Consider the following 25,777-nt stretch of genomic DNA (forward strand, 5'->3'; position numbering starts at 1 on the left):
ACCCGGTGAGACCACGCGTACCGTCTTCCTGCTCGCCCACACCGGACGTCCGGCCGCCGTGCGCAGCGCGGAACTCGTCGTGCAGGGACTGCTGCGCAACCGGATCGGCGTGCGGGTGCTCGGCGAGGAGGCGAGCGACCTCCCGCTGCCCGCCGAGGTGGAGACCGTCGACGCCGCCCCGGACGTCCTGGACGGCTGCGAACTCCTGGTCGTCCTCGGCGGCGACGGCACGCTGCTGCGGGGCGCGGAGTTCGCCCGCGCCTCGGGCGTGCCGATGCTGGGCGTCAATCTCGGCAGGGTGGGATTCCTCGCCGAGGCCGAACGCGACGACCTCGACAAGGTCGTGCACCGCGTGGTGGACCGCTCCTACGAGGTCGAGGAACGCATGACCCTCGACGTGCAGGTGCGCAACGACGGACAGGTCGTGCACCGCGACTGGGCGCTCAACGAGGCCTCCGTGGAGAAGGCCTCGCGGGAACGCATGCTCGAGGTCGTCACCGAGGTCGACGGCCGTCCGGTCTCCGGCTTCGGAGGGGACGGCGTCGTCTTCGCGACGCCCACCGGCTCCACGGCGTACGCCTTCTCCGCCGGAGGCCCCGTGGTGTGGCCGGAGGTCGCGGCGCTGCTCATGGTCCCCATCAGCGCGCACGCCCTGTTCGCGAAACCCCTGGTCACCTCGCCCGACTCGGTGCTCGCGGTGGAGGTGCAGCCGCAGACGCCGCACGGCGTACTGTGGTGCGACGGCCGCCGGAGCGTCGAACTCCCTGCCGGCGCACGGGTCGAGGTCCGTCGCGGCGCCGTCCCGGTGCGGCTGGCGAGACTGCACCATGCCTCTTTCACCGACCGCCTCGTGGCGAAGTTCGCCCTTCCGGTGGCGGGATGGCGGGGCGCCCGCAGGTGACGGCTCGCGCTCCGGCACGGCGGGGGGCTGGTACCTTCTCCGCGGCGGACGGCGAGTCCCGGCCCGCCGGGTGAGGAGGGGCGAGGCATGACGGCCACGAGCGCACGCTGTGTGCTGCTCCTCGTGCTCGCCGCCTTCTTCCTGGGCCACGGCGTCACCGGCGCCGCTTCCCACACGGACACGGGTGCCCACTCCTCGCCCGCTTCCGCCGTGCATACCGCGCTTCCGGACGACGAGCGGACAGGGGCACCCGGTTCGCACCGGAATCACCACGCCCCCGCACGCGGCGGAGGTCACGACGGGCCGGACTGCGACCTCATGATGGGGGCAGCCCCCGCCCTGCCGGTCGCCGTCGATCGTCCGTCGGGCGTTCGGTCCGGTGCAGCCGACTGCGGCGACGGGTATCCGGTGCCCCGCGGCTCCGCCCGTCCGGCCGCCCGGCCGTCACGGACCCAACTGTCCGTGATCCAGGTGTAGCAGCGGCCACGCGCGTCCCGAGGTGCACAGTCTGCCGTCCCGTTCCGCTTTCCACCGGCCGGAGGGACGCCGCGGCGCGCGTGGGAATCCGCTGCTCGCCGGTGACCCGATGAAACGGATGCACAACCATGTCGCACACGCACATGCCCCACCGACTGCTCGACGATATCGGGGTCCCGCGGATCCTCGCCGCCTCCACCTCGCTGGGTGCGGCTGCGGTCCACCTCGCTGCCGGGCCGCAGCACTGGACCGAGTGGTGGGCCGCGGGAGCCTTCTTCTTCGCGCTGGCGGCGTTCCAGGCGGTCTGGGGACTCACCGTGCTCAGGACCGGGAATCGCGCGGTCCTCGCCGCGGGGCTGCTCGTCGAGGCGGGTGCCCTCGCGGTCTGGGCGACGAGCCGTACCACCGGTCTGCCCTTCGGCCCGTTCGCCGGTGCCCCGGAGGAGATGGGACGAGCCGGCCTCACGGCAGCCGCCCTCGAAGCGGTACTGATACTCGCCGTGCTGTGGGCGTTCGCATCCCGCAATCCCAAGGGCTTCGCGACCTCGTCGGCGGCCGTCCTCGTGGTGGGCGCCGTCGCGGCAGGCGTGACCGGGGTGTCCGTTCCGGCCGTCCAGGCGGCCATGGTGCACAGCCATGCCGAGCACGGCGGGCACTCCCACGGGGACGAGGACGCCGACGGCGGGCACCACGACTCCCCGGGACACGAGGAATCCACCGCTCCCGCCGAACGCGACACGCAGGAACCGAGCCGCGTACCGGGCTCGTCCGCTTCCGCGGAGGACGGTGAGCGGAAGGCCTCCTCGGAGCCCGGACACCACGACGACGACCACCACCACTGAGCAGCGGGCCGGACCCGCAGCCGCACGCCCCCGGGAACCGCCGCCGGACCTCCCGGGGGCGTGCGGCTCTCCCGGTGCCTCCCGCGGGGCGGCACCGGCCGACACGCCCGGGGCTGGCATCCCGGGGAGAACCTCGTATGGTCGTATCCGTGTTGCAGGAGATGAGGATCAAGGATCTGGGCGTGATCGACGACGCCGTCGTCGAGCTGTCCCCCGGCTTCACCGCGGTGACCGGTGAGACGGGTGCGGGCAAGACCATGGTCGTCACCAGCCTCGGCCTGCTCTTCGGCGGCCGCGCAGACGCCGCCCTCGTACGTGTCGGAGCCAAGGCGGCCGTGGTCGAGGGGCGCGTGGCAGTGGCACCGGACGACCCCGCCGCGGTCCGTGCCGCCGACGCCGGTGCTCAACTCGACGAGGCGGAACTGCTGCTCAGCCGCACGGTCTCCGCCGAAGGGCGCTCCCGTGCCCACGCCGGAGGCCGGTCGGTGCCGATCGGAGTGCTCGCCGACCTCGGGGACGACCTCGTCGCCGTGCACGGGCAGACCGATCAGCAGGGGCTGCTGCGGCCCGCACGCCAACGGCAGGCACTCGACCGGTACGCCGGCGACGCGGTGGCCGGCCCGCTCGCCGCATGGTCCGAGGCCTACAAGCGCCTGCGGGCCGTGACCCTGGAGCTGGACGAGCTCACCACACGGGCCCGCGAGCGGGCGCAGGAGGCCGACCTGCTGCGCTTCGGCATCGAGGAGATCGCCGCGGCCGAGCCCCGGTCCGGCGAGGACACCGAACTCGCCGCGGAGGCGGAACGGCTCGGCCACGCGGACGCCCTCGCCTCCGCCGCCGCCACGGCGCACGGTGCGCTCGCCGGCGACCCGGCCGATCCGGAGGGCGTCGACGCCGTCGCCCTCGTGGCCGGGGCACACCGTGCGCTGGACGCCGTCCGCTCCCACGATCCCGCGCTGGCCGCGCTCGCGGACCGGTTGAGCGAGGTCTCCATCCTGCTCGCCGACGTCGCCGGTGAGCTGGCGGGCTACGCCGACGACCTGGACGCCGATCCGCAGCGCCTTGCCGCCGTCGAGGAGCGCCGCGCCGCCCTGACGCAGCTGACACGCAAGTACGCGGACGACATCGCCGGAGTCCTCGCCTGGTCCGAGCGGAGCGCGGAGCGGCTCACCGAACTCGAGGGCGACGACGACCGGATCGGGGAGCTGACCGCCGAACGGGACGCCCTGCGCGCCGAACTGGTGAACCTCGCGCGCCAGTTGACCCAGGCCCGTACGGGCGCCGCGAAGCGGTTCGCCGACGCCGTGACCGAGGAGCTCGCGGAACTCGCCATGCCCCACGCCCGGGTGTCGTTCGCGCTCCGCCGCACCGAGGACCCGCAGGGGCTGGACATCGACGGTGCGCTCTGCGCCTACGGCCCGCACGGCACGGACGAGGTCGAACTCCTGCTGGCACCGCACCCCGGTGCGGCACCGCGCCCCGTCGCCAAGGGGGCCTCCGGTGGTGAACTGTCCCGGGTCATGCTGGCCGTCGAGGTCGTGTTCGCGGACACCGACCCGGTGCCGACCTACCTGTTCGACGAGGTCGACGCCGGCGTCGGAGGCAAGGCCGCGGTGGAGGTCGGACGACGGCTCGCCCGGCTGGCCCGCTCGGCACAGGTCGTCGTCGTCACGCACCTCCCCCAGGTGGCCGCCTTCGCCGACCGCCACCTCGTGGTGGAGAAGACGGACGACGGCTCGGTCACCCGGAGCGGGGTGAAAGCCATGTCCGGGGAGGACCGCGTGCGCGAGCTCTCGCGAATGCTCGCAGGGCAGGAGGACTCCGAACTGGCCCGTGCACACGCCGAGGAACTCCTGGAGGCGGCCCGGTCCGCGGTGTGACGCTGCCGCGCCGGTGCGGAAGTGTGGGCGGCACCTGTCAGACTGTCAGGCGACCACTCCCCCCTCCAGGAGCTTGACCCATCGTGACCTGCCGCGTCGAGCCGACCTCCCCGCCCCGCCGTAGGCCCGTGCACGTACTGCACGTGCTCGGATGCGCCGCACCCGGCCCGGACCATGACGTTCCCTCGGCCGTCACCTGCGCCCACCTGCGGTCCCTCGTCGCCGGCCTGGTCGCCCACGGCATCCGTGTCACCGTCCACGCACCGCCTCGGGCGGAAATCGCATGTGGACTGACCGAGGCCGGTGCCCGCGTGATCCCGGGAGGCAGCGGGCGACGGGCCGTCCGCAGCCTCCGGGCAGCTCTCGCCGAGGCGGACCTCGTCCACGCGCACGGACAGCGTGCGGCCGCGCTCGCCGCACTCGCACGGCAACTGCGCCGCCCCCGGGCGCCGCTGATCGTGAACTGGCACCCTCGCGAGCCGGAACCGGTCCGCGAGAGGGCGCTGCGCCTGCTGGAGCGCCGGGTCGCCGCTGCGGCCTCCGTGGTGCTGGCAGCCAGCACCGGCCTCGTCGACCGCGCACGTCTGTGCGGAGCCCGCGACGTCCGGCTCGCCCCACCCGCACCGGCCGTGCCGCGTCGTGCGGACAGCGAGACCGAGGATGCCGAACACGGCCCGAAACTCCGTGCCGAAATCGGCGCGGTGGACCGCCCGTTGCTGCTCGCCGCCGGCCGACTCGACGCGCGTCACACCTACCGCACGGCGCTCACGGCGGCCCGTTCCTGGCGGCGGCTCGGCCCGCCGCCGCTTCTCGCTGTTGTCGGAGAGGGCCCGGAACGCGCCGCGCTGCAGGCGATGATCGACACCGAGGAACTCCCGGTACGCCTGCTCGGACGCCGTGACGACGTGCTCGACCTGCTGCACGTCGCGGACCTCGCGATGCTCACCCCCGGGGACGCGGACCAGGAGCTGTTCGCCCGGGAGGCGCTGTGGGCCGGCGTGCCACTGGTGGGAACCGGCGCGCACGAAGTGCGCGAACTGGCGGGAGAAGCAGGGGCACTGACCCGTCCCGGAGACGCCGAGGCGCTGGCCGGTACCGTGGCCCGCCTGCTGGAAGAACCGGCCGGGCTCGCGGAGATGTCCTTCGTGAGCCGCAGCCGGGGGGCCGCACTGCCCACGGAGGAGCACAGCATCGCCCACGTGTTGAGCGTCTACGACGAGCTCCTCGCGTCGCCCGCCGCCTGATGCAGTCGGGGCGTCCCTCCCGCCACGGACCCGTCAGCCCCCGTAGGCGCCCGAAGCCGTCAGCCGCAGTGCCGTGTCAATGAGAGGCACGTGGCTGAAGGCCTGCGGGAAGTTGCCGACCTGGCGCTGCCGCCGCGGATCCCACTCCTCGGCCAGCAGTCCCAGATCGTTCCGCAGCGCCAGCAGCTTCTCGAAGAGCTTGCGCGCCTCGTCGACGCGGCCGATCATCGCCAGGTCGTCGGCCAGCCAGAACGAGCAGGCCAGGAAGGCACCCTCGTCCCCCTCGAGCCCGTCGACGTTCTCGTCGCCCACTTCGCTGGAAGTCGGGTACCGCAGCAGGAAGCCGTCCTCGGTGGAGAGTTCACGCTGGATCGCCTCCACCGTCCCCACCACCCGCTTGTCGTCCGGCGGCAGGAAGCCCATCTGCGGGATGAGCAGCAGCGAGGCATCCAGTTCCTTCGAACCGTACGACTGCGTGAAGGTGTTGCGTTCGGCGTCGTACCCCTTCTCGCACACCGTCCGGTGGATGGTGTCGCGCAACTCCTGCCAGCGTTCCAACGGGCCGTCCACGTCCCCGGACTCGATCAGCTTGCAGGTACGGTCCACCGCCACCCAGGCCATCACCTTGGAGTGGACGAAGTGGCGACGCGGACCCCGCACCTCCCAGATGCCCTCGTCCGGCTCGTCCCAGTGCTCCTCGAGATAGTTGATGAGCTTCAGCTGGAGCAGCTGCGCGTAGTCGTTGCGGGCCAGCCCCGTCATGTGCGCCAGGTGCAGCGCCTCGGTGACCTCGCCGTACACGTCGAGCTGCAGCTGGCCCGCCGCGCCGTTGCCGATGCGCACCGGCGCCGACCCCTCGTACCCGGGCAGCCAGTTCAGCTCGCGCTCACCCAGATCACGCTCACCGGCGATGCCGTACATGATCTGGAGGTGCTCCGGGTCCCCTGCGACCGCGCGCAGCAGCCACTCCCGCCAGGCCCGTGCCTCCTCGCGGTATCCGGTGCGCAGCAGCGACGACAGCGTGATCGCAGCGTCCCGCAGCCAGGTGAAGCGGTAGTCCCAGTTGCGCGAGCCACCGATGTCCTCGGGCAGCGAGGTGGTGGGCGCGGCCACGATGCCGCCCGTGGGGGAGTAGGTCAGGGCCTTGAGAGTGATGAGGGAGCGGACGACGGCCTCGCGGTACGGGCCGTGGTAGGTGCAGTGCTCGACCCAGCCGCGCCAGAACTCCTCGGTGTTGTGCAGCGCTGCCTCGGGCGTCGGCAGCGGCGGCGGCTCGTGGTGCGAAGGCTGCCAGCTGATCGACAGAGCGATCCGCTCGCCCGGTGCGACGGTGAAGTCGGCGTACGTGGTCAGGTTCTCGCCGTAGGTCTCCGCATCGGCGTCCAGCCACACCGAGTCCGGCCCCGCGACAGCCACCGAACGGCCGTCCACCTTGTGCATCCACGGCACGACCCAGCCGTAGGAGAACCGCATCCGGAGCGCCGAGCGCATCGGCACGCGCCCACTGACTCCCTCGACGATCCGCGTCAGCTGCGGAGTCCCCGTCCCGCGCGGCGGCATGAAGTCGATGACGCGCACCGTGCCGCGGGGGGTGTCCCACTCCGACTCCAGTACCAGCGACTCCCCGCGGTAGCGCCGGCGGGTCGCCGCGGGCGGCCCGCCGTCCACGGCATGCGAGGGGCCGATGCGCCAGAAGCCGTTGGTCTCCGATCCCAGGAGGCCCGCGAAGACCGCGTCGGAGTCGAAGCGCGGCAGGCACAGCCAGTCGACCGAGCCGTCCCGGCAGACCAGGGCAGCCGTCTGCATGTCCCCGATCAGTGCGTAGTCCTCGATGCGCCCTGGCACGTGCGTCTCCAGTCGAACTGCGGATCACAGCGCCCCGCGGGGCGCGTACAGGTCCATCCTGCCCATGCGAGTGTCCGCGCAGCATACGCCGCGTGCAATGTGATCCGCCCTACCTTCGGCGCCCCGTCCGCACACGCGGCACCGTCACAGCCTGCTACTGATACCCTGGTGGCCCGTGGACCGGTGGGCACGGAATCGACATCCGCTCCTCGGATCGGCCGCCCCCCGACCTCAGCGACGGCACCCTGTGCAGCCTGCCAGAACGCCGGTGCGCACCTCACCAAGCGACCACGGGAGCCCCTCTTGGCCATGCCGAACCGACCCGCGTCGTCCGTGACGACCAAGCACCTCTTCGTCACCGGGGGTGTTGCCTCCTCCCTCGGCAAGGGGCTCACCGCCTCCAGTCTCGGCGCTCTGCTCAAGGCGCGGGGTCTGCGGGTGACCATGCAGAAGCTGGACCCGTACCTGAACGTCGACCCGGGCACCATGAACCCGTTCCAGCACGGTGAGGTCTTCGTCACCAACGACGGAGCCGAGACCGACCTGGACATCGGGCACTACGAGCGTTTCCTGGACGTCGACCTCGACGGTTCCGCCAACGTGACCACCGGACAGGTGTACTCCTCGGTGATCGCCAAGGAGCGCCGCGGCGAATACCTCGGTGACACCGTGCAAGTCATCCCCCACATCACCAACGAGATCAAGAACCGCATCCGGCGGATGGCGACCGACGACGTCGACGTCGTCATCACGGAGGTCGGCGGCACGGTCGGCGACATCGAGTCGCTGCCGTTCCTCGAGGCCGTGCGGCAGGTCCGCCATGAAGTGGGGCGGGACAACGTGCTCGTCGTGCACATCTCACTGCTCCCGTACATCGGCCCCTCGGGCGAGTTGAAGACCAAGCCGACCCAGCACTCGGTCGCCGCGCTGCGGAACATCGGCATCCAGCCCGACGCCATCGTGCTGCGCGCCGACCGCGAGGTTCCGGCCTCGATCAAGAGCAAGATCTCGTTGATGTGCGACGTCGACGACGCCGCCGTGGTCGCCGCCATCGACGCCAAGTCGATCTACGACATCCCCAAGGTGCTCCACACCGAGGGGCTCGACGCGTTCGCTGTGCGCAAGCTGGACCTGCCGTTCCGCGACGTGGACTGGACCCAGTGGGACGATCTGCTGCGCCGGGTGCACCAGCCCGACCACGAGGTCACCGTCGCCCTGGTCGGCAAGTACATCGACCTCCCCGACGCCTACCTGTCGGTGACCGAGGCCATTCGCGCCGGTGGCTTCGCCAACAACGCGCGCGCCCGCATCAAGTGGGTGACCTCCGACGACTGCCGCACCCCGGCAGGAGCCGAACGGCAACTCGGCGACGTCGACGCCGTGGTGATCCCCGGCGGATTCGGCGAGCGCGGCGTGGAGGGCAAGCTCGACGCCATCACCTACGCACGCGAGAAGGGCATCCCGCTGCTCGGCCTGTGCCTCGGCCTGCAGTGCATCGTGGTCGAGGCCGCCCGCAACCTGGCCGGGATCGAGGGCGCCGACTCCACCGAGTTCGACCGGGGCGCCGCCCATCCCGTGATCTCCACGATGGAGGAGCAGCTCGACATCGTCGCCGGCGACGGCGACATGGGCGGCACCATGCGGCTCGGCCTGTACCCGGCCAAGCTCGCCGAAGGGTCGATCGTCCGCGAGGTCTACGGCGGCGAACCGTACGTGGAGGAGCGGCACCGCCACCGCTACGAGGTCAACAACACCTACCGCAAGGAGCTGGAGAAGAAGGCACAGCTGGTCTTCTCCGGCACGTCGCCGGACAACAAGCTGGTCGAGTACGTCGAATACCCGCGCGAGGTCCACCCCTACCTCGTCGCCACGCAGGCCCACCCCGAACTGCGGTCCCGGCCGACCCGCCCGCACCCCCTCTTCGCCGGCCTGGTGAAGGCGGCCGTCGAGCGGCAGCAGGTCGGGCACGGCACGCCCCTGTCCTCCGAGGAGGCCTGAGGCATGCGGCAACGGATCGCCGACCGTCCCGAGGAGTGGCCGGTTCGGGCTTCCGCCGTCCCGTTCCGGGGCAAGAAGACCAGCGTCCGCACGGACGACGTGGTCATGCCGGACGACAGCGTCGTCAGCCGCGACTACCAGGTGCACCCCGGGTCCGTGGCCGTGCTCGCACTCGACGAGCAGGATCGCGTCCTGGTGCTGAGCCAGTACCGCCACCCGGTGCGGCACACGCTCTGGGAGATCCCGGCCGGCCTGCTCGACGTGCCCGGGGAGAACCCGCTGCACGCCGCGCAGCGCGAGCTCTACGAGGAGGCGCACGTCACGGCGGACGACTGGCGCGTGCTGACCGACGTCTACACGACGCCGGGAGGCTGCGACGAAGCCGTCCGCATCTTCCTCGCCCGGGGGGTCCGCGAGGCGGAGGGCGACCGCTTCGAGGTCACCGAGGAGGAAGCGGAGATGGAGCACGCGCGCGTGCCGCTCCCGGAACTGGTGCGGGGCGTACTGGCGGGCGAGCTGCACAACAACTGCCTCGTCGTCGGTGTGCTCGCGCTGAACGCGGCGCTCACCTCCGGCGGGCCGGACGCGCTGCGCCCCGCGGACGCGTCCTGGCCCGCGCGCCCGTTCACGGCATGAGGTGACAGCTCCCGTCCGCCCGTGCCGGGTGCGTGATCCGATGCAGTGATCTTCGAGCCGTCCGACCGCCGCGCAGCGGCTCCCGGGACGCATCGGGTGAACTACGCTCGGTGCGTCCCCGCCGACTCCGGTCGGGCGGGCTCGGGAACCCACAGGTGCAGACGCGGACGGGAGCGTGACCCGTGACGGATCAGGCGGCGCGGGGCGGTGCGCCGACGGTCGCCGCCCCGCCCGGGGTCACCGGGCGGGAACGCGAACTGCGGCAGCTGAGCGCCGACCTCGACAGCACGGGCCTCAGCACGCTCGCCGGTCGACCGGTCCCGGGGAGCCGGGTGCTCCTCGTCGCCGGACGCCCCGGATCCGGCCGTACCGCCCTGGCCGAGGAGTTCGCCCGCCGCGTCGCCGCCGACTATCCCGGCGGTGTGCTCCGCACCCGGCTCAGCGAACCGGGCGGAGTGCCCGTCCCCACGGAACGGACCGCTCGGGACCTGCTCGCCCGGCTGCGCGCCGCGCCCGTCCCTCCCGGCGCCGACACCGACGAGCTCACCGCCCTGCTGCGTGCCGAGCTGACCGCCCGCCGCGTCCTGCTGCTGTGCGACGACGTCGTCGCCGCCGAACAGGTCCTGGAACTGCTGCCCGACAGCCGCGGCTGCCTCGTCGTCGCCGTCGCCTCCGGGCCGCTGACCTCGATCCCCGACGTGCGTCCCTGCACCGTCGGGGGTCTGGAGCGGGGGGCCGCCGTCGAACTGCTCCGCAGCCGATCGGGGCCCACGCCGCGGCTGACCGTCGACCCCCGTCGGGCCGAGGCCCTCGCCGAGGCGTGCGGGAACCTTCCCGCAGCCCTGGTGATGGTCGGCGGGTGGCTCGCGGCCCGCCCGAAGGTCTCCGTCTCGGAGGCCACCGCGGAACTGGAAGGGACGACCGGTGCCGAGGGTGGGCCCGTTCCGGACCGGCTGGCCCGTGCGTTCCGCATGGTGTTCCGTTCGCTCCCCGCCTCCTCGGCGCGACTGCTGCGGTTGCTGCCCCTCGTCCCGGCCGGCCTCGTCGACGCCCACACCGCCTCCGCCCTCATCGGCTGTCCTCCCGGAACCGCGGAGGGGATGCTCCGCGAGCTGACCGCTCTGGGGCTGCTGCGGGGCGGCAGCGACGACCGGTGGACACTCCCCGGGTGCCTGGAACCGCTGCTCCGCGCCGAATCGGCGGCGGCGGACCGTCCGGCGGAGCTGATGCCGGCCCGGGCCCGCATGCTGGAGCGTACGGTGCGCCGCCTCCACGCCTGCTGGGCGGCTGCGGAGCCGGCCGGAGCGCTGGGCCCCGGGCGGGCGGCCGAACTGCCCCGGGCCGTGCGCTTCGCCGATGCGGCGGCGGCCGACGACTGGCTGACCTCTCGGCGGGACGCCCTGGTCGCGGCCGTCCGCCTCGCGGTCGCGGAGGGGCGGGGAGAGCTGGACACGCTCGCGCGCCGCCTGGCGCACGGCCTGCTGCGGTGCCTGGCGGCGCACCGCGCACCGGAAGAGAGCGCTGCCGAGGTGTACCAGGTGCAGGATCTTGTGCTGCAGGTGGCGCGCCGACGCGGACTGCCGCGGGAGCGGGCCCATGCACTGCTCGCCCTCGCCGACCTGGATGCGGGGTCCGGACGGTACGCCCGTGCCGCTGCCCGCTACCGCGAGACGCTCGACGCCGCCCGTGCCGCGCGGGACCTCGCTGCCGCCGCGAGGGCGTTGGAGGCGCTCGGCGAGACCCACGGACTGCTCGGAGACTGGTCGCGTGCCGCCGACTGGTACGGGCGCGCCCTGGCGCAGCGGCAGACCGCCGGAGCGCTCGCCGACATCGCCAGGCTCCATGGGCGGGTGGCGGACGCGTGCGGCCGGGCCGGTGATCACCGGGAGGCGCTCCGCGAATGGCGTGCCGCCGCAGCGGCCTGCCGACGGTTGCAGGACCACGCGGGTCAGGGGCGGGCGCTGGGCGCTGCCGCCCGCGAGCAGGAGCGGGCGGGCCGGCGGAGCGAGGCGCTCCGCAGCTGCGAGGCGGCGCTGGCCGCCGCCCGGCGGGCCAGGGACGTGCCGCTGCAGGCCGCGCTCCGGATGCGCCTCGCCGGTCTGTGCGCGGACGCGGGCGACACCGCCGCGGCGCGACGCCACCGTGCCGCGGGGGAGGAGCTGCGCGACCTCGCGGGAGGGTGACGCCGTCGACACGTGGTGGCCCTCTCTGCACAACGCGTACAGACCTGCGAAACCGGTGGCAGGCTGGCGAAAAATTAAGCCTTTGCAAGGCTAGACAGCGGAGCATCCTTCATTAGACTGGCTCCGCTGTGGTCGTTCCGGCTGCATCCGGCATCTCCCTCCACATGCCGATGTGACGGCATGCACCCGGCTCTCGCCCTGCATCCGAAGAAGGCAAGGACCGTGATCGACGTGAAGGTCGGCATCCCCCGCGAGGTCAAGAACAACGAGTTCCGCGTGGCCATCACCCCGGCCGGCGTGCACGAACTGGTGCGCAACGGTCACCAGGTCTACGTCGAGCGGGACGCCGGTGTCGGCTCCGCCATCCCCGACGCGGAGTACACGGCAGCGGGTGCGACCATCCTCGACACGGCGGACGAGGTGTGGGCGACCGCCGACCTGCTGCTGAAGGTCAAGGAGCCGATCGCGGAGGAGTACCACCGGCTGCGGAAGGACCAGACGCTCTTCACCTACCTCCACCTGGCCGCCTCGCGCGAGTGCACCGACGCTCTTCTCCAGTCGGGAACCACCTCGATCGCCTACGAGACGGTGGAGACGGCCGGCCGGGCGCTTCCGCTGCTCGCTCCCATGTCCGAGGTGGCGGGGCGCATCGCGCCGCAGGTCGGCGCCTACCACCTCATGCGATCGGCCGGTGGACGCGGCGTGCTGCCGGGCGGCGTGCCGGGCACCGGTGCCGCTCGGGCCGTGGTCGTCGGAGGCGGGGTCTCGGGGTGGAACGCCACGCAGATCGCCGTCGGCATGGGCTTCCACGTCACGCTCCTGGACAAGGACGTGAACAAGCTCCGTGAGGCGGACCGCATTTTCGGCACCAAGGTGCAGACGGTCGCCTCCAACGCGCTCTCGCTCGAGCAGGCCGTGCTCCAGGCCGACCTGGTGATCGGCGCCGTCCTCATCCCCGGCGCCAAGGCGCCCAAGCTCGTGACCAACGAGCTGGTCTCCCGGATGAAGCCGGGAAGTGTTCTTGTCGACATCGCGATCGACCAGGGCGGCTGCTTCGAGGACTCGCGCCCCACCACGCACGCCGAACCCACGTTCACCGTGCACGACTCGGTGTTCTACTGCGTGGCCAACATGCCGGGTGCGGTCCCCAGCACCTCGACGTACGCCCTCACCAACGCGACGCTGCCCTACATCGTCGAACTCGCCAACCGCGGTTGGCGCGACGCGCTGCGCCGCGACGCCGCGCTGGCCAAGGGGCTCAACACGCACGAGGGAAGCGTCGTCTACGGTCCGGTGGCCGAGGCCCACGGGATCTCTGCCACCGTCGACCTCAACACGCTGCTCGGATGACAAGTCGACCTTTCTGACGGCAGGTCAACTCCGGTCGTCAACGTCGTCCCCCCGGTATCACCGGCCGGTCCCCGACATGCCGGGGGCCGGCCGTCGCGTCGGCACACCCTCCGTCTCCCCCGCGGGCGCTGTCCAACTGGCGTCGAATGCAACCTTTTTTATGTTTCGTCAGGGCGGAAAATGCTGCTCGTCGCGTCCTGACGCTCTTGACAGCAGGGCCTCCGGCGGGGAGGGCGCCGGTCGTCTGTGGCGGATTGTGTTGCTGAGGACACCCGGCACGCCATAGAGTCACCAGTCGTCGGCACGGTGCACGCTGACCTTGTCCAGAAGTTTCCTGGTCGCCAAGGAGGTAGGACGACTTGTGAATGAGTCGACATTTTCTCCCGGGGATGGTCAGCCAGGAGAGCCGGTCGCGCGCCAGGACTCCTCGGGGGCCGATGCTGTCGGCTCCGTCGCCGTCCGCACCTTCGCCGCCCGCCAGGGCAACCAGCCCCAGACACAAGCCCACCAGAGCATGGACGGCCACCACGTGAACCCGCAGGCCGACGACGTCCCGGACAGCGCGACCGGTGGTCGCCCCGCCGACCACGCATCCGACCGGCCGGACCTGCCGGACGGTCACTTCTACGACCCGGACGCCGATTTCGAGCCGGACCCCGAGTACGCCGCCACCCTCGCCCCCGACGCGGCCCGTCAGAGGCGCGAACGCATCGGCCCCACCGGCCGGCCGCTTCCTTACTTCCCGATCCCCGGGCCCGTCAACGAGCCGGGCCCGGCGAAGATCATCGCCATGTGCAACCAGAAGGGCGGGGTGGGCAAGACCACCTCGACCATCAACCTGGGAGCGGCACTCGCCGAGTACGGACGGCGCGTCCTGCTGGTCGACTTCGACCCCCAGGGCGCACTCTCCGTCGGGCTCGGGGTCAATCCGATGGAACTCGACCTCACCGTCTACAACCTGCTCATGGAGCGGGGCATGTCGCCGGACGAGGTGCTGCTCAAGACGGCCGTCGCCGGCATGGACCTGCTGCCGAGCAACATCGACCTCTCCGCCGCCGAGGTCCAGCTGGTCAGCGAGGTCGCGCGCGAGTCGACGCTGCAGCGCGCCCTGACCCCGCTGCTTCCCGACTACGACTTCATCGTCATCGACTGCCAGCCGTCGCTCGGTCTGCTCACGGTCAACGCCCTGACGGCCGCGCACAAGGTGATCGTCCCGCTGGAGTGCGAGTTCTTCGCGCTGCGCGGAGTGGCACTGCTCACCGAGACGATCGAGAAGGTCCAGGAACGCCTCAACCCGGAACTGGAACTCGACGGCATCCTCGCCACCATGTACGACTCGCGCACCGTCCACAGCCGCGAGGTGCTCGCGAGAGTCGTCGAGGCGTTCGGCGACAGCGTCTACCACACCGTCATCGGACGCACCGTGCGTTTCCCGGAGACCACCGTCGCGGGTGAGCCGATCACCACCTACGCCTCCAACTCCGTGGGAGCCGCCGCCTACCGCCAGCTCGCCAGGGAGGTGCTCGCCCGGTGCCACGCCGAGTGAGTCTTCCGGCAGCCGACGAACTGTTCCGCAGCACCGGGGGCTCCTCCGTCCAGCCCTCCGCGGCCCCCGGAGCCGCAGAGGAAGCCGAGGAACCCCGGGTACCCCGCCCGGCGGGTGAACCGGACCAGGAGCGCACCGACGAACACGCACCCGCCCGGGACGAAGCGGCTCCCCCGCACGGGTCCGCGGCGAGGCCCGGTGCCCCTGCTCCTCCCGGCCGTTCCGGCACTCCCGGGCCGTCGGAGCACGGCATGCGGGGCCGGCGCGGTCCTGCACAGGGATCGCCCCCCGGCCGGAACCCCTCCGGTACGTCGTCCGAGGGCACCGCGCCCGCACCGGAACGTAACCGGGCACCCGGTCCGGGCGCTGCTGCCCGCCGGAGCGCCGGATCACCACCGACCGGCACGTCGCCCGACGACCGGCGGAATCCGCAGCGGCAGGGGCGGCAGAACGCCGCCGGAACCCCGCGCCGCACCCGGGCGGCACGGCGCCCCAGCGGCCGGGAACGCCACGACGAGAAGATCACGGTCTACGTCTCCGCCGAGGAGCTGATGGACCTGGAACACGCCCGCCTGGTGCTGCGGGGCGAGCACGGTCTCGCCGTCGACCGCGGCCGGATCGTCCGCGAGGCCGTGGCCGTCGTCCTCGCCGATCTCGAGTCCCGCGGGGACGCGAGCATCCTCGTCAGGCGTCTGCGCGGCAGCTGACCCGTTCACGGACGGGACGCGGTAGCCCGTCGGAGTGAGCCGGGCCGGATTCGTGCCGCCGTGCCCAGTACGCTGCCCGCAGATGACCTCAGCCGACGCTCCCGAGTCCCGTGGCCGAGGCTCCCGGCGCCCTCTCGGCCGGGGCCCGGGCACTGCTCCGGCACGCCCGGCGACAACCGGGCGAGGGGGCGTACGAGCAAGCCCCGACGCTCCTGCCGCGCCGGTGCCTCCCGGAACCGGCCCTGCCGACCCCGCGGACGCGGTGCACGGCGGGGCCTCGTCCGACGCCGCGGCCCCGGTGGCCCCGGACGAACCGGTGGCCCCGGAGGAACCGGACGGGGCGCCGGCCGTGCCGGCAGTCGGCGGCACCACCGGGCGCCTCGCCGAGGACGGCGGGAACGACGGCGGAGAGGACGGGGCCGCGCGGGGCGACGGGCGCTTCACGGTCCGCCTGGACAATTTCGAGGGCCCCTTCGACCTGCTGCTGCAACTGATCTCCAAGCACAAGCTGGACGTCACCGAGGTCGCGCTGTCCAGGGTCACCGACGAGTTCATGGCCCACATCCACGCGGGCGGACCGGACTGGGACCTCGACCAGACGACGGAGTTCCTCGTCGTCGCCGCGACGCTCCTGGACCTCAAGGCCGCCCGCCTGCTGCCCGCCGCCGACATCGAGGACGAGGCCGACCTCGCCCTCCTCGAAGCCCGCGACCTGCTCTTCGCCCGCCTGCTCCAGTACCGGGCGTACAAGCGGGTCGCCGACATCTTCGCCGACCGCCTCGCTGCCGAGGCGCACCGCCACCCGAGGACCGTAGGACTCGAAGCCCACCATGCGGAGCTCCTCCCGGAAGTGGTGCTGAGCATCGGCCCCGAGAGGTTCGCCGAGCTGGCCGTCAAGGCGATGCAGCCCCGACCCGAACCCCAGGTGTACGTCGAGCACATCCACGCGCCGCTGGTCAGCGTCCGTGAGCAGGCGGACGTGGTCGTGACCCGGTTGCGGGAGGTGGGCGAGGCAGCCTTCCGCGTCCTGGTCGAGGACGCCCCCGACACCCTCACCGTGGTGGCCCGGTTCCTCGCTCTGCTGGAGCTGTACCGGGAGCGTGCCGTTGCACTCGACCAGCCCGAGGCGCTCGGTGAACTCACCGTGAGGTGGACCGGAGGCGACGGAGCGGAACCGCTGGTGACCGACGAGTTCGACCAGGAACCACCTCAGGTGCCGGACTCCTCGCCGACGCCGCCCGAAGGACAGGCGAAGAAGGAGTCGCAGCCATGACCGAGCACCCGCACGACGCCGCGGAGCAGCCCGCTCCGGAGGATGAGCCGCCCGTCGGCGGCCTGCGTGTTGCGGACCTCGACATCGGACCCGCGCTGGAGGCGGTCCTGATGGTCGTGGACGAGCCGGCGACGGAGGAACACCTGGCCAAGGTGCTGGAACGCTCGCGGCGCGAGGTGCATGACGCCCTGCGCGAGCTGGCGGACGAGTACGCACGGCAGCGGCGCGGCTTCGACCTGCGTTTCGTCGCGGGCGGCTGGCGCTTCTACACCCGTCCCGAATACGCTGACGCCGTCGAACGCTTCGTGCTCGACGGCCAGCAGTCGCGCCTCACCCAGGCCGCCCTGGAGACGCTCGCCGTGGTCGCCTACCGGCAACCGGTCAGTCGTTCCCGGGTCTCCGCCGTGCGGGGTGTGAATTGCGACGGGGTCATGCGCACCCTGCTCCAGCGCGGACTGCTGGAGGAGGCGGGCACGGAAGGCGAGACAGGTGCGATCCTGTACAGGACGACGCACTACTTCCTGGAGCGGATGGGCCTGCGCGGCCTGGACGAGCTCCCGGAACTGGCGCCCTTCCTCCCGGAGGTGGACGCCGTGGAGGGAGACACTCCGGAAGGGATGCCGTCGTTCGACCCGGACGACACCGGCGACACCCCAACGACGACGGAACATTGATGCGAAGCAGCGGCAGGAACCCCGGCGGCAATCGGAACCAGCGAGGCGCGGGGAACAACAGGGACGACAAGCAGAAGCGCGCGGGCAAGCCGCGTCCCGAGGAGCGCCGCTACGGCAAGGGAGGCGCCGGCGGCGGGCCGAGCGGCAGGGGCGGCTCCGGCGGTGGGGCGAGCGGCAAGGGCTCCCCCCGCGGCGACTCCGCGAAGAACGTCACCCGGAGCGGGGCTCCCAAGTCGCGCAACCGCCGTGCCTCGGCACCCTCCCGCCCCCGCGAGTACGAGGCGCAGATCGAGGAGCGCAACCGCGCCCGCCACAGCAGGCCCCCGAACAGGCTGCCCAAGACCTTCGGCGAGGTGGACGGCGAGCGGCTGCAGAAGGTCCTCGCCCGCGCCGGCATGGGCTCCCGCCGGGCCTGCGAGGACCTCATCGCCCAGGCCCGGGTCGAGGTCAACGGCAAGATCGTCATCGAGCAGGGCTTGCGGGTGGACGCCGACAAGGACGAGATCAAGGTGGACGGGCTGACCATCGCCACCCAGTCCCACCTGTTCTTCGCCCTGAACAAGCCTGCGGGCGTGGTCTCCGCGATGGAGGATCCGGACGGCCGGCAGTGCCTCGGCGACTACGTCCAGAACCGTGAGACGCGTCTCTTCCACGTGGGCCGCCTCGACACCGAGACGGAGGGCCTCATCCTCCTCACCAACCACGGTGAGCTCTCCCACCGCCTCACCCATCCCCGGTACGGCGTGCGCAAGACCTACCTCGCCGCCATCCAGGGCCCGCTCCCGCGCGACCTCGGCAAGCGCCTCAAGGAGGGCGTCCGCCTCGACGACGGCTACGTCCGCGCGGACCACTTCAAGGTCGTGGAGAACACCGGCAAGAACTACCTGGTCGAGGTCGCACTCCACGAGGGCCGCAAGCACATCGTGCGCCGCATGCTGGCGGAGTCCGGCTTCCCGGTGGAGAAGCTGGTGCGCACCCGCTTCGGCCCGATCGCCCTCGGCGACCAGAAGTCGGGATGGCTGCGCCGCCTGACCAACACCGAGGTCGGCATGCTCATGGACGAGGTCGGCCTCTGACCCTCTCCCGCACGCCGGAGGCGGACAGGGCGGGCGGGACAGCCGGTGGGCTCCGTATTCTTGCGGTGTCGGACGGCCGCCGCGGCCGGCCGGCAGGTCATGCCGTCACTCCCCGCAAGGACACCGCCCTCGCATGCGTACCGCTCTCGTCATCGGCTCCGGTCTCATCGGCACCTCGGCCGCGCTCGCCCTCGCGGCGCGCGGAGTGCGGGTGCACCTGAGCGATCGCGACCCGGAACAGGCGCGCACCGCCGCCTCCCTGGGCGCCGGAACGACGGAGGCGCCGGAGGAACCGGTCGACCTCGCCGTCGTGGCGGTCCCGCCGGCCCACATCGTGTCCACGGTGACGGGGGCGCAGCGGGCCGGGGCGGCGCGCGCCTACCTTGACGTCGGCAGCGTGAAGGGCGGCCCGCGGCAGCAGCTGACGGCGGCCGGTGCGGACCTGACGACCTACCTCGGCACCCATCCGATGTCCGGCAAGGAGCGGTCGGGGCCCCTGGCGGCGACCGCAGATCTCTTCGAGGGGCGCCCCTGGGTCCTCACCCCCACGCAGGATACCGACACCGAGGTCCTGAACCTGGCGCTGGAACTGGTCTCGCTCTGCCGCGCCGTGCCGGTGGTCATGGACGCCGAGGCCCACGACCGGGCCGTCGCGCTGGTCTCCCACACCCCGCAGCTGCTGTCCAGCCTCGTCGCGGCACGGCTGGAGGACGCCGACGAGACCGCGGTGAGACTGTGCGGGCAAGGCATCCGCGACGTCACGCGCATCGCCGCCTCCGACCCGCAGATGTGGATCGACATCCTCTCCGCCAATCCCGGACCCGTCGCCGACGTCCTCGCCGACCTCACGGCCGACCTCGCCGAAACGGTGACGGCACTGCGATCGCTGCAGGCCGCGGACGGACCGGAGCGGGACAGCGGAGCGCACGGCATCGAGGACGTGCTCCGGCGCGGCAACGCGGGCCGCGCCCGGGTACCCGGCAAGCACGGTCAGGCCCCCGCGACGTACGAGACCGTCGCGGTGCTCATCAGCGACCGCCCGGGCGAGCTCGCCCACATCTTCGCCGACGCCGGTGCCGCCGGCGTCAACATCGAGGACGTCCGCATCGAGCACGCGACGGGGCAGCAGGCGGGGCACGTGCAGCTCATGGTGGACCCCGCGGCGGCGCCACCGCTCAGCACGGCTCTCCGCGAACGCGGCTGGGCACTGCGGCAGCAGTAGCGGGCGGGCCCTGGCGGGAGGACGGCCCCCGCGGAGCCGGTAGCCTGGTGCCGGGCCGCCGGTCGCGTCCGGCCGCCCGCAGAGCATGTTCCACCCCGGTGTCCGAGAAAGGTCCACCCCACCGTGCAAACCGCCCCGGCTCCCGTCATCGTCGCCATCGACGGCCCCTCCGGCACCGGCAAGTCGAGCACCTCCAAGGCGGTCGCCGCCAAGCTGGGTCTCCGCTACCTCGACACCGGCGCCCAGTACCGGGCCATGACGTGGTGGATGCTCAGCCACGGTATAGACGTCCACGACGCCGCCGCGGTGGCCGCGGCCTCCGCACGTCCCCGGATCACGTCGGGAACCGACCCGGCCGCGCCCACGATCACCGCGGACGGGAACGACGCCACCGGGCCGATCCGCACCCAGGAGGTCACCGCCGCGGTCAGCGCGGTCAGCGCCGTTCCCGAGGTGCGCGAGCGCATCACGGCGCTCCAGCGGGAGATCGCCGCAGCGGCCGGCGGGATCGTCGTGGAGGGCAGGGACATCGGGACGACGGTGCTGCCCGACGCGGACCTGAAGGTTTTCCTGACAGCCTCCCCCGAGGTGCGTGCGGCTCGCCGCAGCGGAGAACTGAGCGGCAAGGAAGCCGCAGGCCTGGACGCCACCCGCCAGGCGCTGATGAAGCGGGACGCGGCCGACTCCGGCCGCAGGACGTCACCGCTGAAGAAGGCCGACGACGCGGTGGAGGTCGACACCACGGACCTGACACTGGAGCAGGTCATCGAGTGTGTCGTGACGCTCGTCGAAGAGAAGCAGCAAGCCGGGTGAGCGCCACGGGCCCGGGGCAGCGCGGCGCCGCGGCCGGTCGGCGCATGGGCGCCGGACTGATGCACACCCTCTGGCGGCCCAGGGTGCTGGGAGCCTGGCGTGTTCCCGCCTCCGGCCCCGTCGTCCTGGCCGTCAACCACAGCCACAACATCGACGGTCCGCTTCTGATGGGCACCTCACCGCGACCGGTGCACTTCCTCATCAAGAAGGAGGCGTTCGTCGGCCCGCTCGGCCCCTTCCTGCGGGGCATCGGCCAGGTGAGCATCGACAGGGGCGCGACGGACCGCACCGCAACCACGAGCGCCCTGGGAGTCCTGGAGAACGGCGGCGTCCTGGGGATCTTCCCCGAGGGCACCCGCGGTATCGGCGACTTCGCCTCGCTGCGTGGCGGTCTGGCGTACTTCGCACTGCGTTCCGGTGCGCCGATCGTGCCTGTCGCGGTACTGGGCACCGCGGAGCGACGGAGCCGGATCGTGCCGGCCGTGCCGCCGCTGCGTGGCAGGGTGGACGTCGTCTTCGGCGATCCCTTCGACGCCGGCGACGGCTCGGGCCGCCGCACACGTACAGCACTGGACGCGGCCACCGCCCGCATCCAGGAGCGGCTCACACAGCACCTGGACGGGGCCCGGGAGCTGACCGGACGCCGCAAGGACGGGAACGGGGAACGAGAACAGTGAACGAGGACGGCCACGACATGAACGACCAGACCCACTCCGACGACGGGCACGGTCACGAGCACGGCGAACTCGGTGACGCCGAGTACACGGAGTTCATGGAACTGGCAGCGGAGGAGGGCTTCGACCTCGACGAGGTCGAGGGTGCCCTGGACGAGGCCGGTCACGGCCCGCTGCCGGTGCTCGCGGTGATCGGCCGCCCCAATGTCGGCAAGTCGACCTTGGTGAACCGCATCATCGGGCGCCGCGAGGCGGTGGTCGAGGACCGGCCGGGCGTCACCCGGGACCGGGTGACCTACGAGGCCGAGTGGTCGGGGCGGCGGTTCAAGCTGGTCGACACCGGCGGCTGGGAGCAGGACGTCCTGGGCATCGATGCGTCCGTCGCCGCGCAGGCCGAGTTCGCCGTCGAAGCCGCGGACGCCGTGGTGTTCGTGGTGGACGCAGTGGTCGGCGCGACGGACACCGACGAGGCCGTGGTGAAGATGCTCCGCCGGTCCGGCAAACCTGTGGTGCTGTGTGCCAACAAGGTCGACGGCCCCTCGGGCGAGGCCGACGCGGCCTACCTGTGGTCCCTCGGGCTCGGGGAGCCGTACCCCGTCTCCGCCCTGCACGGCCGCGGCACCGGAGACATGCTCGACGAGGTGCTGAAGGTGCTGCCCGAGGCGCCGAAGCAGACCTTCGGCGCCGTGCTGGGCGGCCCGCGTCGCATCGCCCTGATCGGCCGCCCGAACGTCGGCAAGTCGTCCCTGCTGAACAAGGTGGCGGGGGAGTCCCGCGTCGTCGTCGACGACCTCGCCGGCACCACGCGTGACCCTGTGGACGAGCTGATCGAACTCGGCGGCAGGACATGGAAGTTCGTCGACACCGCCGGCATCCGCCGCCGGGTGCACATGCAGGAGGGCGCCGACTACTACGCCTCGCTCCGCACGGCCGCCGCCCTGGAGAAGGCGGAGGTGGCCGTGGTGCTCCTCGACGTCAGCGAATCCATCAGCGTCCAGGACCTCCGCATCATCACGATGGCCGTGGAGGCCGGCAGGGCGCTCGTGCTCGCCTACAACAAGTGGGACACCCTCGACGACGAGCGCCGCTTCTACCTCGAGCGGGAGATCGAGCGCGATCTCGGGCAGGTGCGATGGGCTCCACGGGTCAACGTGTCCGCGCATACCGGACGCCACATGGAGAAGCTCGTCCCGGCCGTCGAGACGGCGCTGGAAGGGTGGGAGACCCGGGTGCCGACAGGCAGGCTGAACGCCTTCCTCGGCGAGATCGTGGCCTCCCACCCGCACCCGGTGCGGGGCGGCAAGCAGCCGCGCATCCTGTTCGGCACGCAGGCCGGAACACGTCCGCCGCGCTTCGTCCTCTTCGCCTCCGGCTTCCTGGAGGCCGGATACCGGCGGTTCGTCGAACGGCGCCTCCGCGAGCAGTTCGGCTTCGAGGGGACCCCGATCCATCTGTCGGTGCGGGTCCGCGAGAAGCGCGGCCGGAAGAAGTGAGGCACCTCGACGCGGCCGACGGCGGGCGCTACCGGTTCTATTCGCAGTGCACCGGGATCCGGTGGTGAAGCGAATCTGTGAACTGCTCCGGCCTCAGCTGTGTGCAGGGGTCCGCAGTGTTCGCCTCGGCCCGGTTCGGAGCGGTCGGTTCTGCTGCTCGATGTACTGCTTCACGATGTAGGACCGGGGCTCGTCCCGGCGCCGCGCGGCGGTCAAGCAGGAACCCACTCGACACCGCAGCCTTCAACGGCGCGGTAGGCAGGGATCGCCGTCCTTCAGGGCGCCGAGGATGTCAACGGCCGTAGCGCCCGCCGTCCCCCGGGGCCGGGGGCAGAGCGGCGGGCAGCGCGGGCAGCTGCCGTCGGGGCGGTGTGTCCCAGGCCCCCGTGCCGACGTCCCGCCACGTACCGAAGCCCTCGAAGCGCAGCTGCTCCTCTCCCGCCCTGTCGCCGGGCAGTGCCCGGAACAGCCGCTGGTACTCGGCGTACAGGGCGTCGTAGATCGGAGTGGCCGAGCGGCCGGGGCCGGCCGGGTGGGTGCGGTACCGGGATGCCGGCTGCGCCTCCTGCGCACTCCGGGCCGTGCGCATGGCGGGTACGTGACCGTGGCCCCGGTGGGGCGTCCGGCCGCTGTCGGATTCGTAGGGCTGCACGAGTGGTCCCAACGACATCGCCGCCCGGCCGGATGGGGGGCCGGGCGGCGCATGCCCTGATCGCAGGTACACGGACTGGGGTGCGGACCGTGGACGGCCCGCTTCGGGAAATCTCAGGTTCCGGCGAGCGGCATCGCCGCGGCGACCAGAGTCCCTCGCGCGGCCGCCTTCTCCAGCGCCTCCCGCAGCAGGTCCTCGCGGGGCTGCTGCCCGATGGTGCCCGCGGGGGAGGCGTAGACCAGTACCGTGTGGTTCCGGTTCGCGGCGGTGCGCCACCCCTCCGTGACGTCCAACGGCTGGTGCGCCTGCCACCACGACGTCGGCTGGGTGGAGCCGTCCGGCGGGGGCTGGAGAATGCCGTGGAGCTTGCCGACCGCCATGAGGACCGACCATCCCGCCACGGTGCCGGGCAGGGTGTCCACGTCCGAGACGGGTTTGAAACCCTGCTCGACCAGCAGGGGGAGGAACGCGTCCCCCGGCCCGTCGGTGCCGGGGCGGGCGACGGGCCCGGTGGGCTCCACCACGACAGCGGGGTGCAGCGTGTCACCCACCAGCACCTGCCCGCAGGTCACGCCCAGCACCGCCTGTCGCGGCGCGGCGTCGGCTGCGGCCGCCGAGACGTCCGCTCCCGGTGCGGCCGGGGCGGTCTGTTCGCCCGTGATGGTGGCGACGGCGCCCTGCAGTTGTTCCTCGGAGATCCTCACGACCTGGGAGGGCACGCACGCGGCGTGCGCGAAGGCGAGGACGGCGGTCTCCTCACCCACGAACAGCACGGTGCTCGTGTGTTCGCGCTCGGTGTCGCCCGGGGTGCGGCACGAGGTGCAGTCGTAGCTGCCCGGGGCGTTCTCCCCGGCCAGCAGTCTGCCGGCTTCTTCGTCGCCGATCTCGGCGCGTACGGCGTCGCTGACGTCCAGCATCGGGGGCACGGGGACTCCTGGCTTCTCGCGGATGGCTTGCGGTGCACGACGGCGGTGCGATGCGGCGCGGAGATGCGGTTCCGCCTCTCGGCGCTCCGCCCGGGGCAACCGGAGGCCCCGTGGTGCGGTCACGCCCGGGGTCCGGGAATCGCTGGATCGAGTGCACTTGTGCCGACTGCCGTGGACAGGACACCGCCGTGCCGTAGGGCCGCTGCCCGCACTCCGGTCGGGCAGGGAGAAGTTCCCTGCCCGTGTTCACGGTTTCTCAACACTTCGGGCACGGTTTGCCAACACCGGGTTCGTGCGGCAACTTCCCGTCCGCCCGGTGTGTCTGTGGAGGTGTCAGGCGGACGGCAGCGGCTGTCCGCACGGCTCCGGAGACCGAGGACCATGCGCGCTTCTCTTCGTCACGCCCTGTGCGATCGGCACGGGCCCCGGGCGGCCTGCACCGCCGACTCGGCGGGCGGCCTCACCTTCGACGTCGTACTGCCCACCGAGGACGAGCGCTGGGACACCGCGCTGCTGCTGCGTCGAGGTGGTCCTGCAGGGGAGGATGCCGCGGTGCGCCTGCCGCTGTTCCCCTGCGGCGCCGGACGGCTCCGGGCCTCGCTTCCCAGTACCATGATGCTGGCCGAGGGGTCCTGGAACGCCTATCTCGCAGTGGGGGAGGAGGCGCCCCGGAGGCTCCGGTCCGGGCAGCACGATCTCCGCTCGCTGCTCGAGCGCGACCCGAGCGGTCAGCGCGCGTGGCTCGGCGTCCGCATCCCGTACGCCACACGGCAGTCGTGCCTCGCGCTGCGTGCCTGGCTGCGGTGGCCCCATGCCGAGGCCCGCTACGTCCGGCCGGATCCGGCCGGACTGGCCTGCGGAGGACGGCTCTACGGGGCCGACCTCGGGGAGACCGCGGTCCTGGAGGCACGGCGGACGGTTCCGGGGGACCCCGCGGCGCCGGGAGAGGACGTCGTCGGGGTTGCCGTGGCGGGCCGCGGCACCGATTTCCGTTGCTTTCTTCCCTACGCGGCGATGTCCGGACCCGGTGAGTGGGAGCTGTGGCTGCGGACCTCCGCCGGTTCCCCCGTGCGTCTGGCCCGCATCCTCGACGACGTCGCCGACAAGCACCGGGTGCTGCGGTATCCCGCGCAGCGGAGCGGGGCGGCAGCGGTCACGCCGTACTGGAGCGAGGCGAACGATCTCGCGCTGCGCGTGACGCCCTCCCCGACGCGCGCCTGAGAGCCGCGCGCTGCCCGAGAACTGTTCCTTCACGGCGGATTCCGGTGAGCCCGAAAACAGCAACCGAATATCTGAACGGGGGGTCAAATATGGGACGGGGCGCGACGGCAGGCACTGTTTCGAGTACTTGCCGCTGTTCTGTCG

At 72.3% G+C, this 25,777-nt stretch carries 22 protein-coding genes; 19 read left to right on the top strand and 3 right to left on the bottom strand.

What is annotated here, in order from left to right; translation table 11 throughout:
* Window positions 1-28 precede the first annotated feature (28 nt).
* The 5 genes from ACL06G_RS05605 (at window position 29) to ACL06G_RS05625 (ending at window position 5,344) form a co-directional block, all read left to right on the top strand.
* Window positions 29-901 carry an NAD kinase gene (locus tag ACL06G_RS05605; RefSeq protein WP_412784398.1) on the top strand — a complete coding sequence of 291 codons (873 nt, stop codon included), beginning with the start codon at window positions 29-31 and terminating at the stop codon, window positions 899-901.
* Between the two features lie 87 nt (window positions 902-988).
* Entirely contained in the window at window positions 989-1,378 is a 390-nt protein-coding gene (locus tag ACL06G_RS05610) for a hypothetical protein (protein ID WP_412784114.1), read from the top strand.
* Between the two features lie 128 nt (window positions 1,379-1,506).
* Window positions 1,507-2,220 carry a hypothetical protein gene (locus ACL06G_RS05615; protein ID WP_412784115.1) on the top strand — a complete coding sequence of 238 codons (714 nt, stop codon included), beginning with the start codon at window positions 1,507-1,509 and terminating at the stop codon, window positions 2,218-2,220.
* A 137-nt stretch (window positions 2,221-2,357) separates the two neighbouring features.
* Window positions 2,358-4,100: a DNA repair protein RecN gene (gene recN / locus ACL06G_RS05620; RefSeq protein ID WP_412784116.1), complete on the top strand. Its 1,743-nt coding sequence runs from the start codon at window positions 2,358-2,360 to the stop codon at window positions 4,098-4,100.
* A 128-nt stretch (window positions 4,101-4,228) separates the two neighbouring features.
* Window positions 4,229-5,344 (top strand): glycosyltransferase family 4 protein, encoded by a 1,116-nt coding sequence (locus ACL06G_RS05625; protein WP_412835510.1) that lies wholly within the window; start codon window positions 4,229-4,231, stop codon window positions 5,342-5,344.
* Between the two features lie 33 nt (window positions 5,345-5,377).
* Here ACL06G_RS05625 and ACL06G_RS05630 read toward each other — a convergent pair whose 3' ends face one another.
* Window positions 5,378-7,189, bottom strand: a complete 1,812-nt coding sequence (locus ACL06G_RS05630; protein ID WP_412784118.1) for a glycoside hydrolase family 15 protein — start codon at window positions 7,187-7,189, stop codon at window positions 5,378-5,380.
* A 309-nt stretch (window positions 7,190-7,498) separates the two neighbouring features.
* On the opposite strand from ACL06G_RS05630, the gene pyrG reads away from it, so the two are divergent.
* The 13 genes from pyrG to der all read left to right on the top strand — a co-directional run bounded on the left by pyrG (window position 7,499) and on the right by der (window position 22,834).
* Window positions 7,499-9,187, top strand: coding sequence for a CTP synthase (pyrG, locus tag ACL06G_RS05635; protein ID WP_412784119.1), 1,689 nt, complete (start codon window positions 7,499-7,501; stop codon window positions 9,185-9,187).
* Window positions 9,188-9,190: 3 nt separating this feature from the next.
* Complete coding sequence (locus tag ACL06G_RS05640; RefSeq protein ID WP_412784120.1) at window positions 9,191-9,823, top strand: NUDIX domain-containing protein; 633 nt, start codon at window positions 9,191-9,193, stop codon at window positions 9,821-9,823.
* Window positions 9,824-10,005: 182 nt separating this feature from the next.
* Window positions 10,006-12,006 (top strand): NB-ARC domain-containing protein, encoded by a 2,001-nt coding sequence (locus tag ACL06G_RS05645; protein ID WP_412784121.1) that lies wholly within the window; start codon window positions 10,006-10,008, stop codon window positions 12,004-12,006.
* A gap of 231 nt (window positions 12,007-12,237) precedes the next feature.
* Complete coding sequence (gene ald, locus ACL06G_RS05650) at window positions 12,238-13,356, top strand: alanine dehydrogenase (RefSeq protein WP_412784399.1); 1,119 nt, start codon at window positions 12,238-12,240, stop codon at window positions 13,354-13,356.
* Between the two features lie 361 nt (window positions 13,357-13,717).
* Entirely contained in the window at window positions 13,718-14,902 is a 1,185-nt protein-coding gene (locus ACL06G_RS05655) for a ParA family protein (RefSeq protein WP_412784122.1), read from the top strand.
* Window positions 14,899-15,609: a hypothetical protein gene (locus ACL06G_RS05660; protein WP_412835581.1), complete on the top strand. Its 711-nt coding sequence runs from the start codon at window positions 14,899-14,901 to the stop codon at window positions 15,607-15,609. The genes ACL06G_RS05655 and ACL06G_RS05660 overlap by 4 nt, the downstream gene beginning before the upstream one ends.
* An 82-nt stretch (window positions 15,610-15,691) precedes the next feature.
* Complete coding sequence (locus ACL06G_RS05665; RefSeq protein ID WP_412835511.1) at window positions 15,692-16,882, top strand: segregation and condensation protein A; 1,191 nt, start codon at window positions 15,692-15,694, stop codon at window positions 16,880-16,882.
* Window positions 16,879-17,556, top strand: coding sequence for an SMC-Scp complex subunit ScpB (gene scpB / locus ACL06G_RS05670; protein WP_412835512.1), 678 nt, complete (start codon window positions 16,879-16,881; stop codon window positions 17,554-17,556). Before ACL06G_RS05665 ends, scpB begins: the two co-directional genes overlap by 4 nt.
* The gene (locus ACL06G_RS05675; protein ID WP_412835513.1) at window positions 17,556-18,632 is read left to right on the top strand and encodes a pseudouridine synthase; all 1,077 of its coding nucleotides are present in this window, start codon (window positions 17,556-17,558) and stop codon (window positions 18,630-18,632) included. The genes scpB and ACL06G_RS05675 overlap by 1 nt, the downstream gene beginning before the upstream one ends.
* Before the next feature lie 133 nt (window positions 18,633-18,765).
* On the top strand, window positions 18,766-19,854 hold the full coding sequence (locus ACL06G_RS05680) for a prephenate dehydrogenase (protein ID WP_412784126.1): 1,089 nt from the start codon (window positions 18,766-18,768) through the stop codon (window positions 19,852-19,854).
* A gap of 123 nt (window positions 19,855-19,977) precedes the next feature.
* Window positions 19,978-20,667, top strand: a complete 690-nt coding sequence (cmk, locus tag ACL06G_RS05685; protein ID WP_412784127.1) for a (d)CMP kinase — start codon at window positions 19,978-19,980, stop codon at window positions 20,665-20,667.
* Window positions 20,668-20,711: 44 nt separating this feature from the next.
* Window positions 20,712-21,344: a lysophospholipid acyltransferase family protein gene (locus tag ACL06G_RS05690; protein WP_412784401.1), complete on the top strand. Its 633-nt coding sequence runs from the start codon at window positions 20,712-20,714 to the stop codon at window positions 21,342-21,344.
* A gap of 17 nt (window positions 21,345-21,361) precedes the next feature.
* The gene (gene der / locus ACL06G_RS05695; protein WP_412784128.1) at window positions 21,362-22,834 is read left to right on the top strand and encodes a ribosome biogenesis GTPase Der; all 1,473 of its coding nucleotides are present in this window, start codon (window positions 21,362-21,364) and stop codon (window positions 22,832-22,834) included.
* Window positions 22,835-23,126: 292 nt separating this feature from the next.
* Here the strand turns inward: der and ACL06G_RS05700 are convergent, their stop codons facing one another.
* Both ACL06G_RS05700 and ACL06G_RS05705 read right to left on the bottom strand, forming a co-directional pair.
* Window positions 23,127-23,423: a hypothetical protein gene (locus ACL06G_RS05700; RefSeq protein ID WP_412784129.1), complete on the bottom strand. Its 297-nt coding sequence runs from the start codon at window positions 23,421-23,423 to the stop codon at window positions 23,127-23,129.
* Window positions 23,424-23,599: 176 nt separating this feature from the next.
* Window positions 23,600-24,412, bottom strand: a complete 813-nt coding sequence (locus ACL06G_RS05705; RefSeq protein ID WP_503167811.1) for a DUF8842 C-terminal domain-containing protein — start codon at window positions 24,410-24,412, stop codon at window positions 23,600-23,602.
* Between the two features lie 381 nt (window positions 24,413-24,793).
* Between ACL06G_RS05705 and ACL06G_RS05710 the strand changes: the two genes are divergently transcribed.
* Window positions 24,794-25,633 carry a hypothetical protein gene (locus ACL06G_RS05710; protein WP_412784130.1) on the top strand — a complete coding sequence of 280 codons (840 nt, stop codon included), beginning with the start codon at window positions 24,794-24,796 and terminating at the stop codon, window positions 25,631-25,633.
* The last annotated feature ends 144 nt before the right edge of the window (window positions 25,634-25,777 follow it).

This window comes from Streptomyces callyspongiae, assembly GCF_047200695.1.
GTDB lineage: Bacteria > Actinomycetota > Actinomycetes > Streptomycetales > Streptomycetaceae > Streptomyces.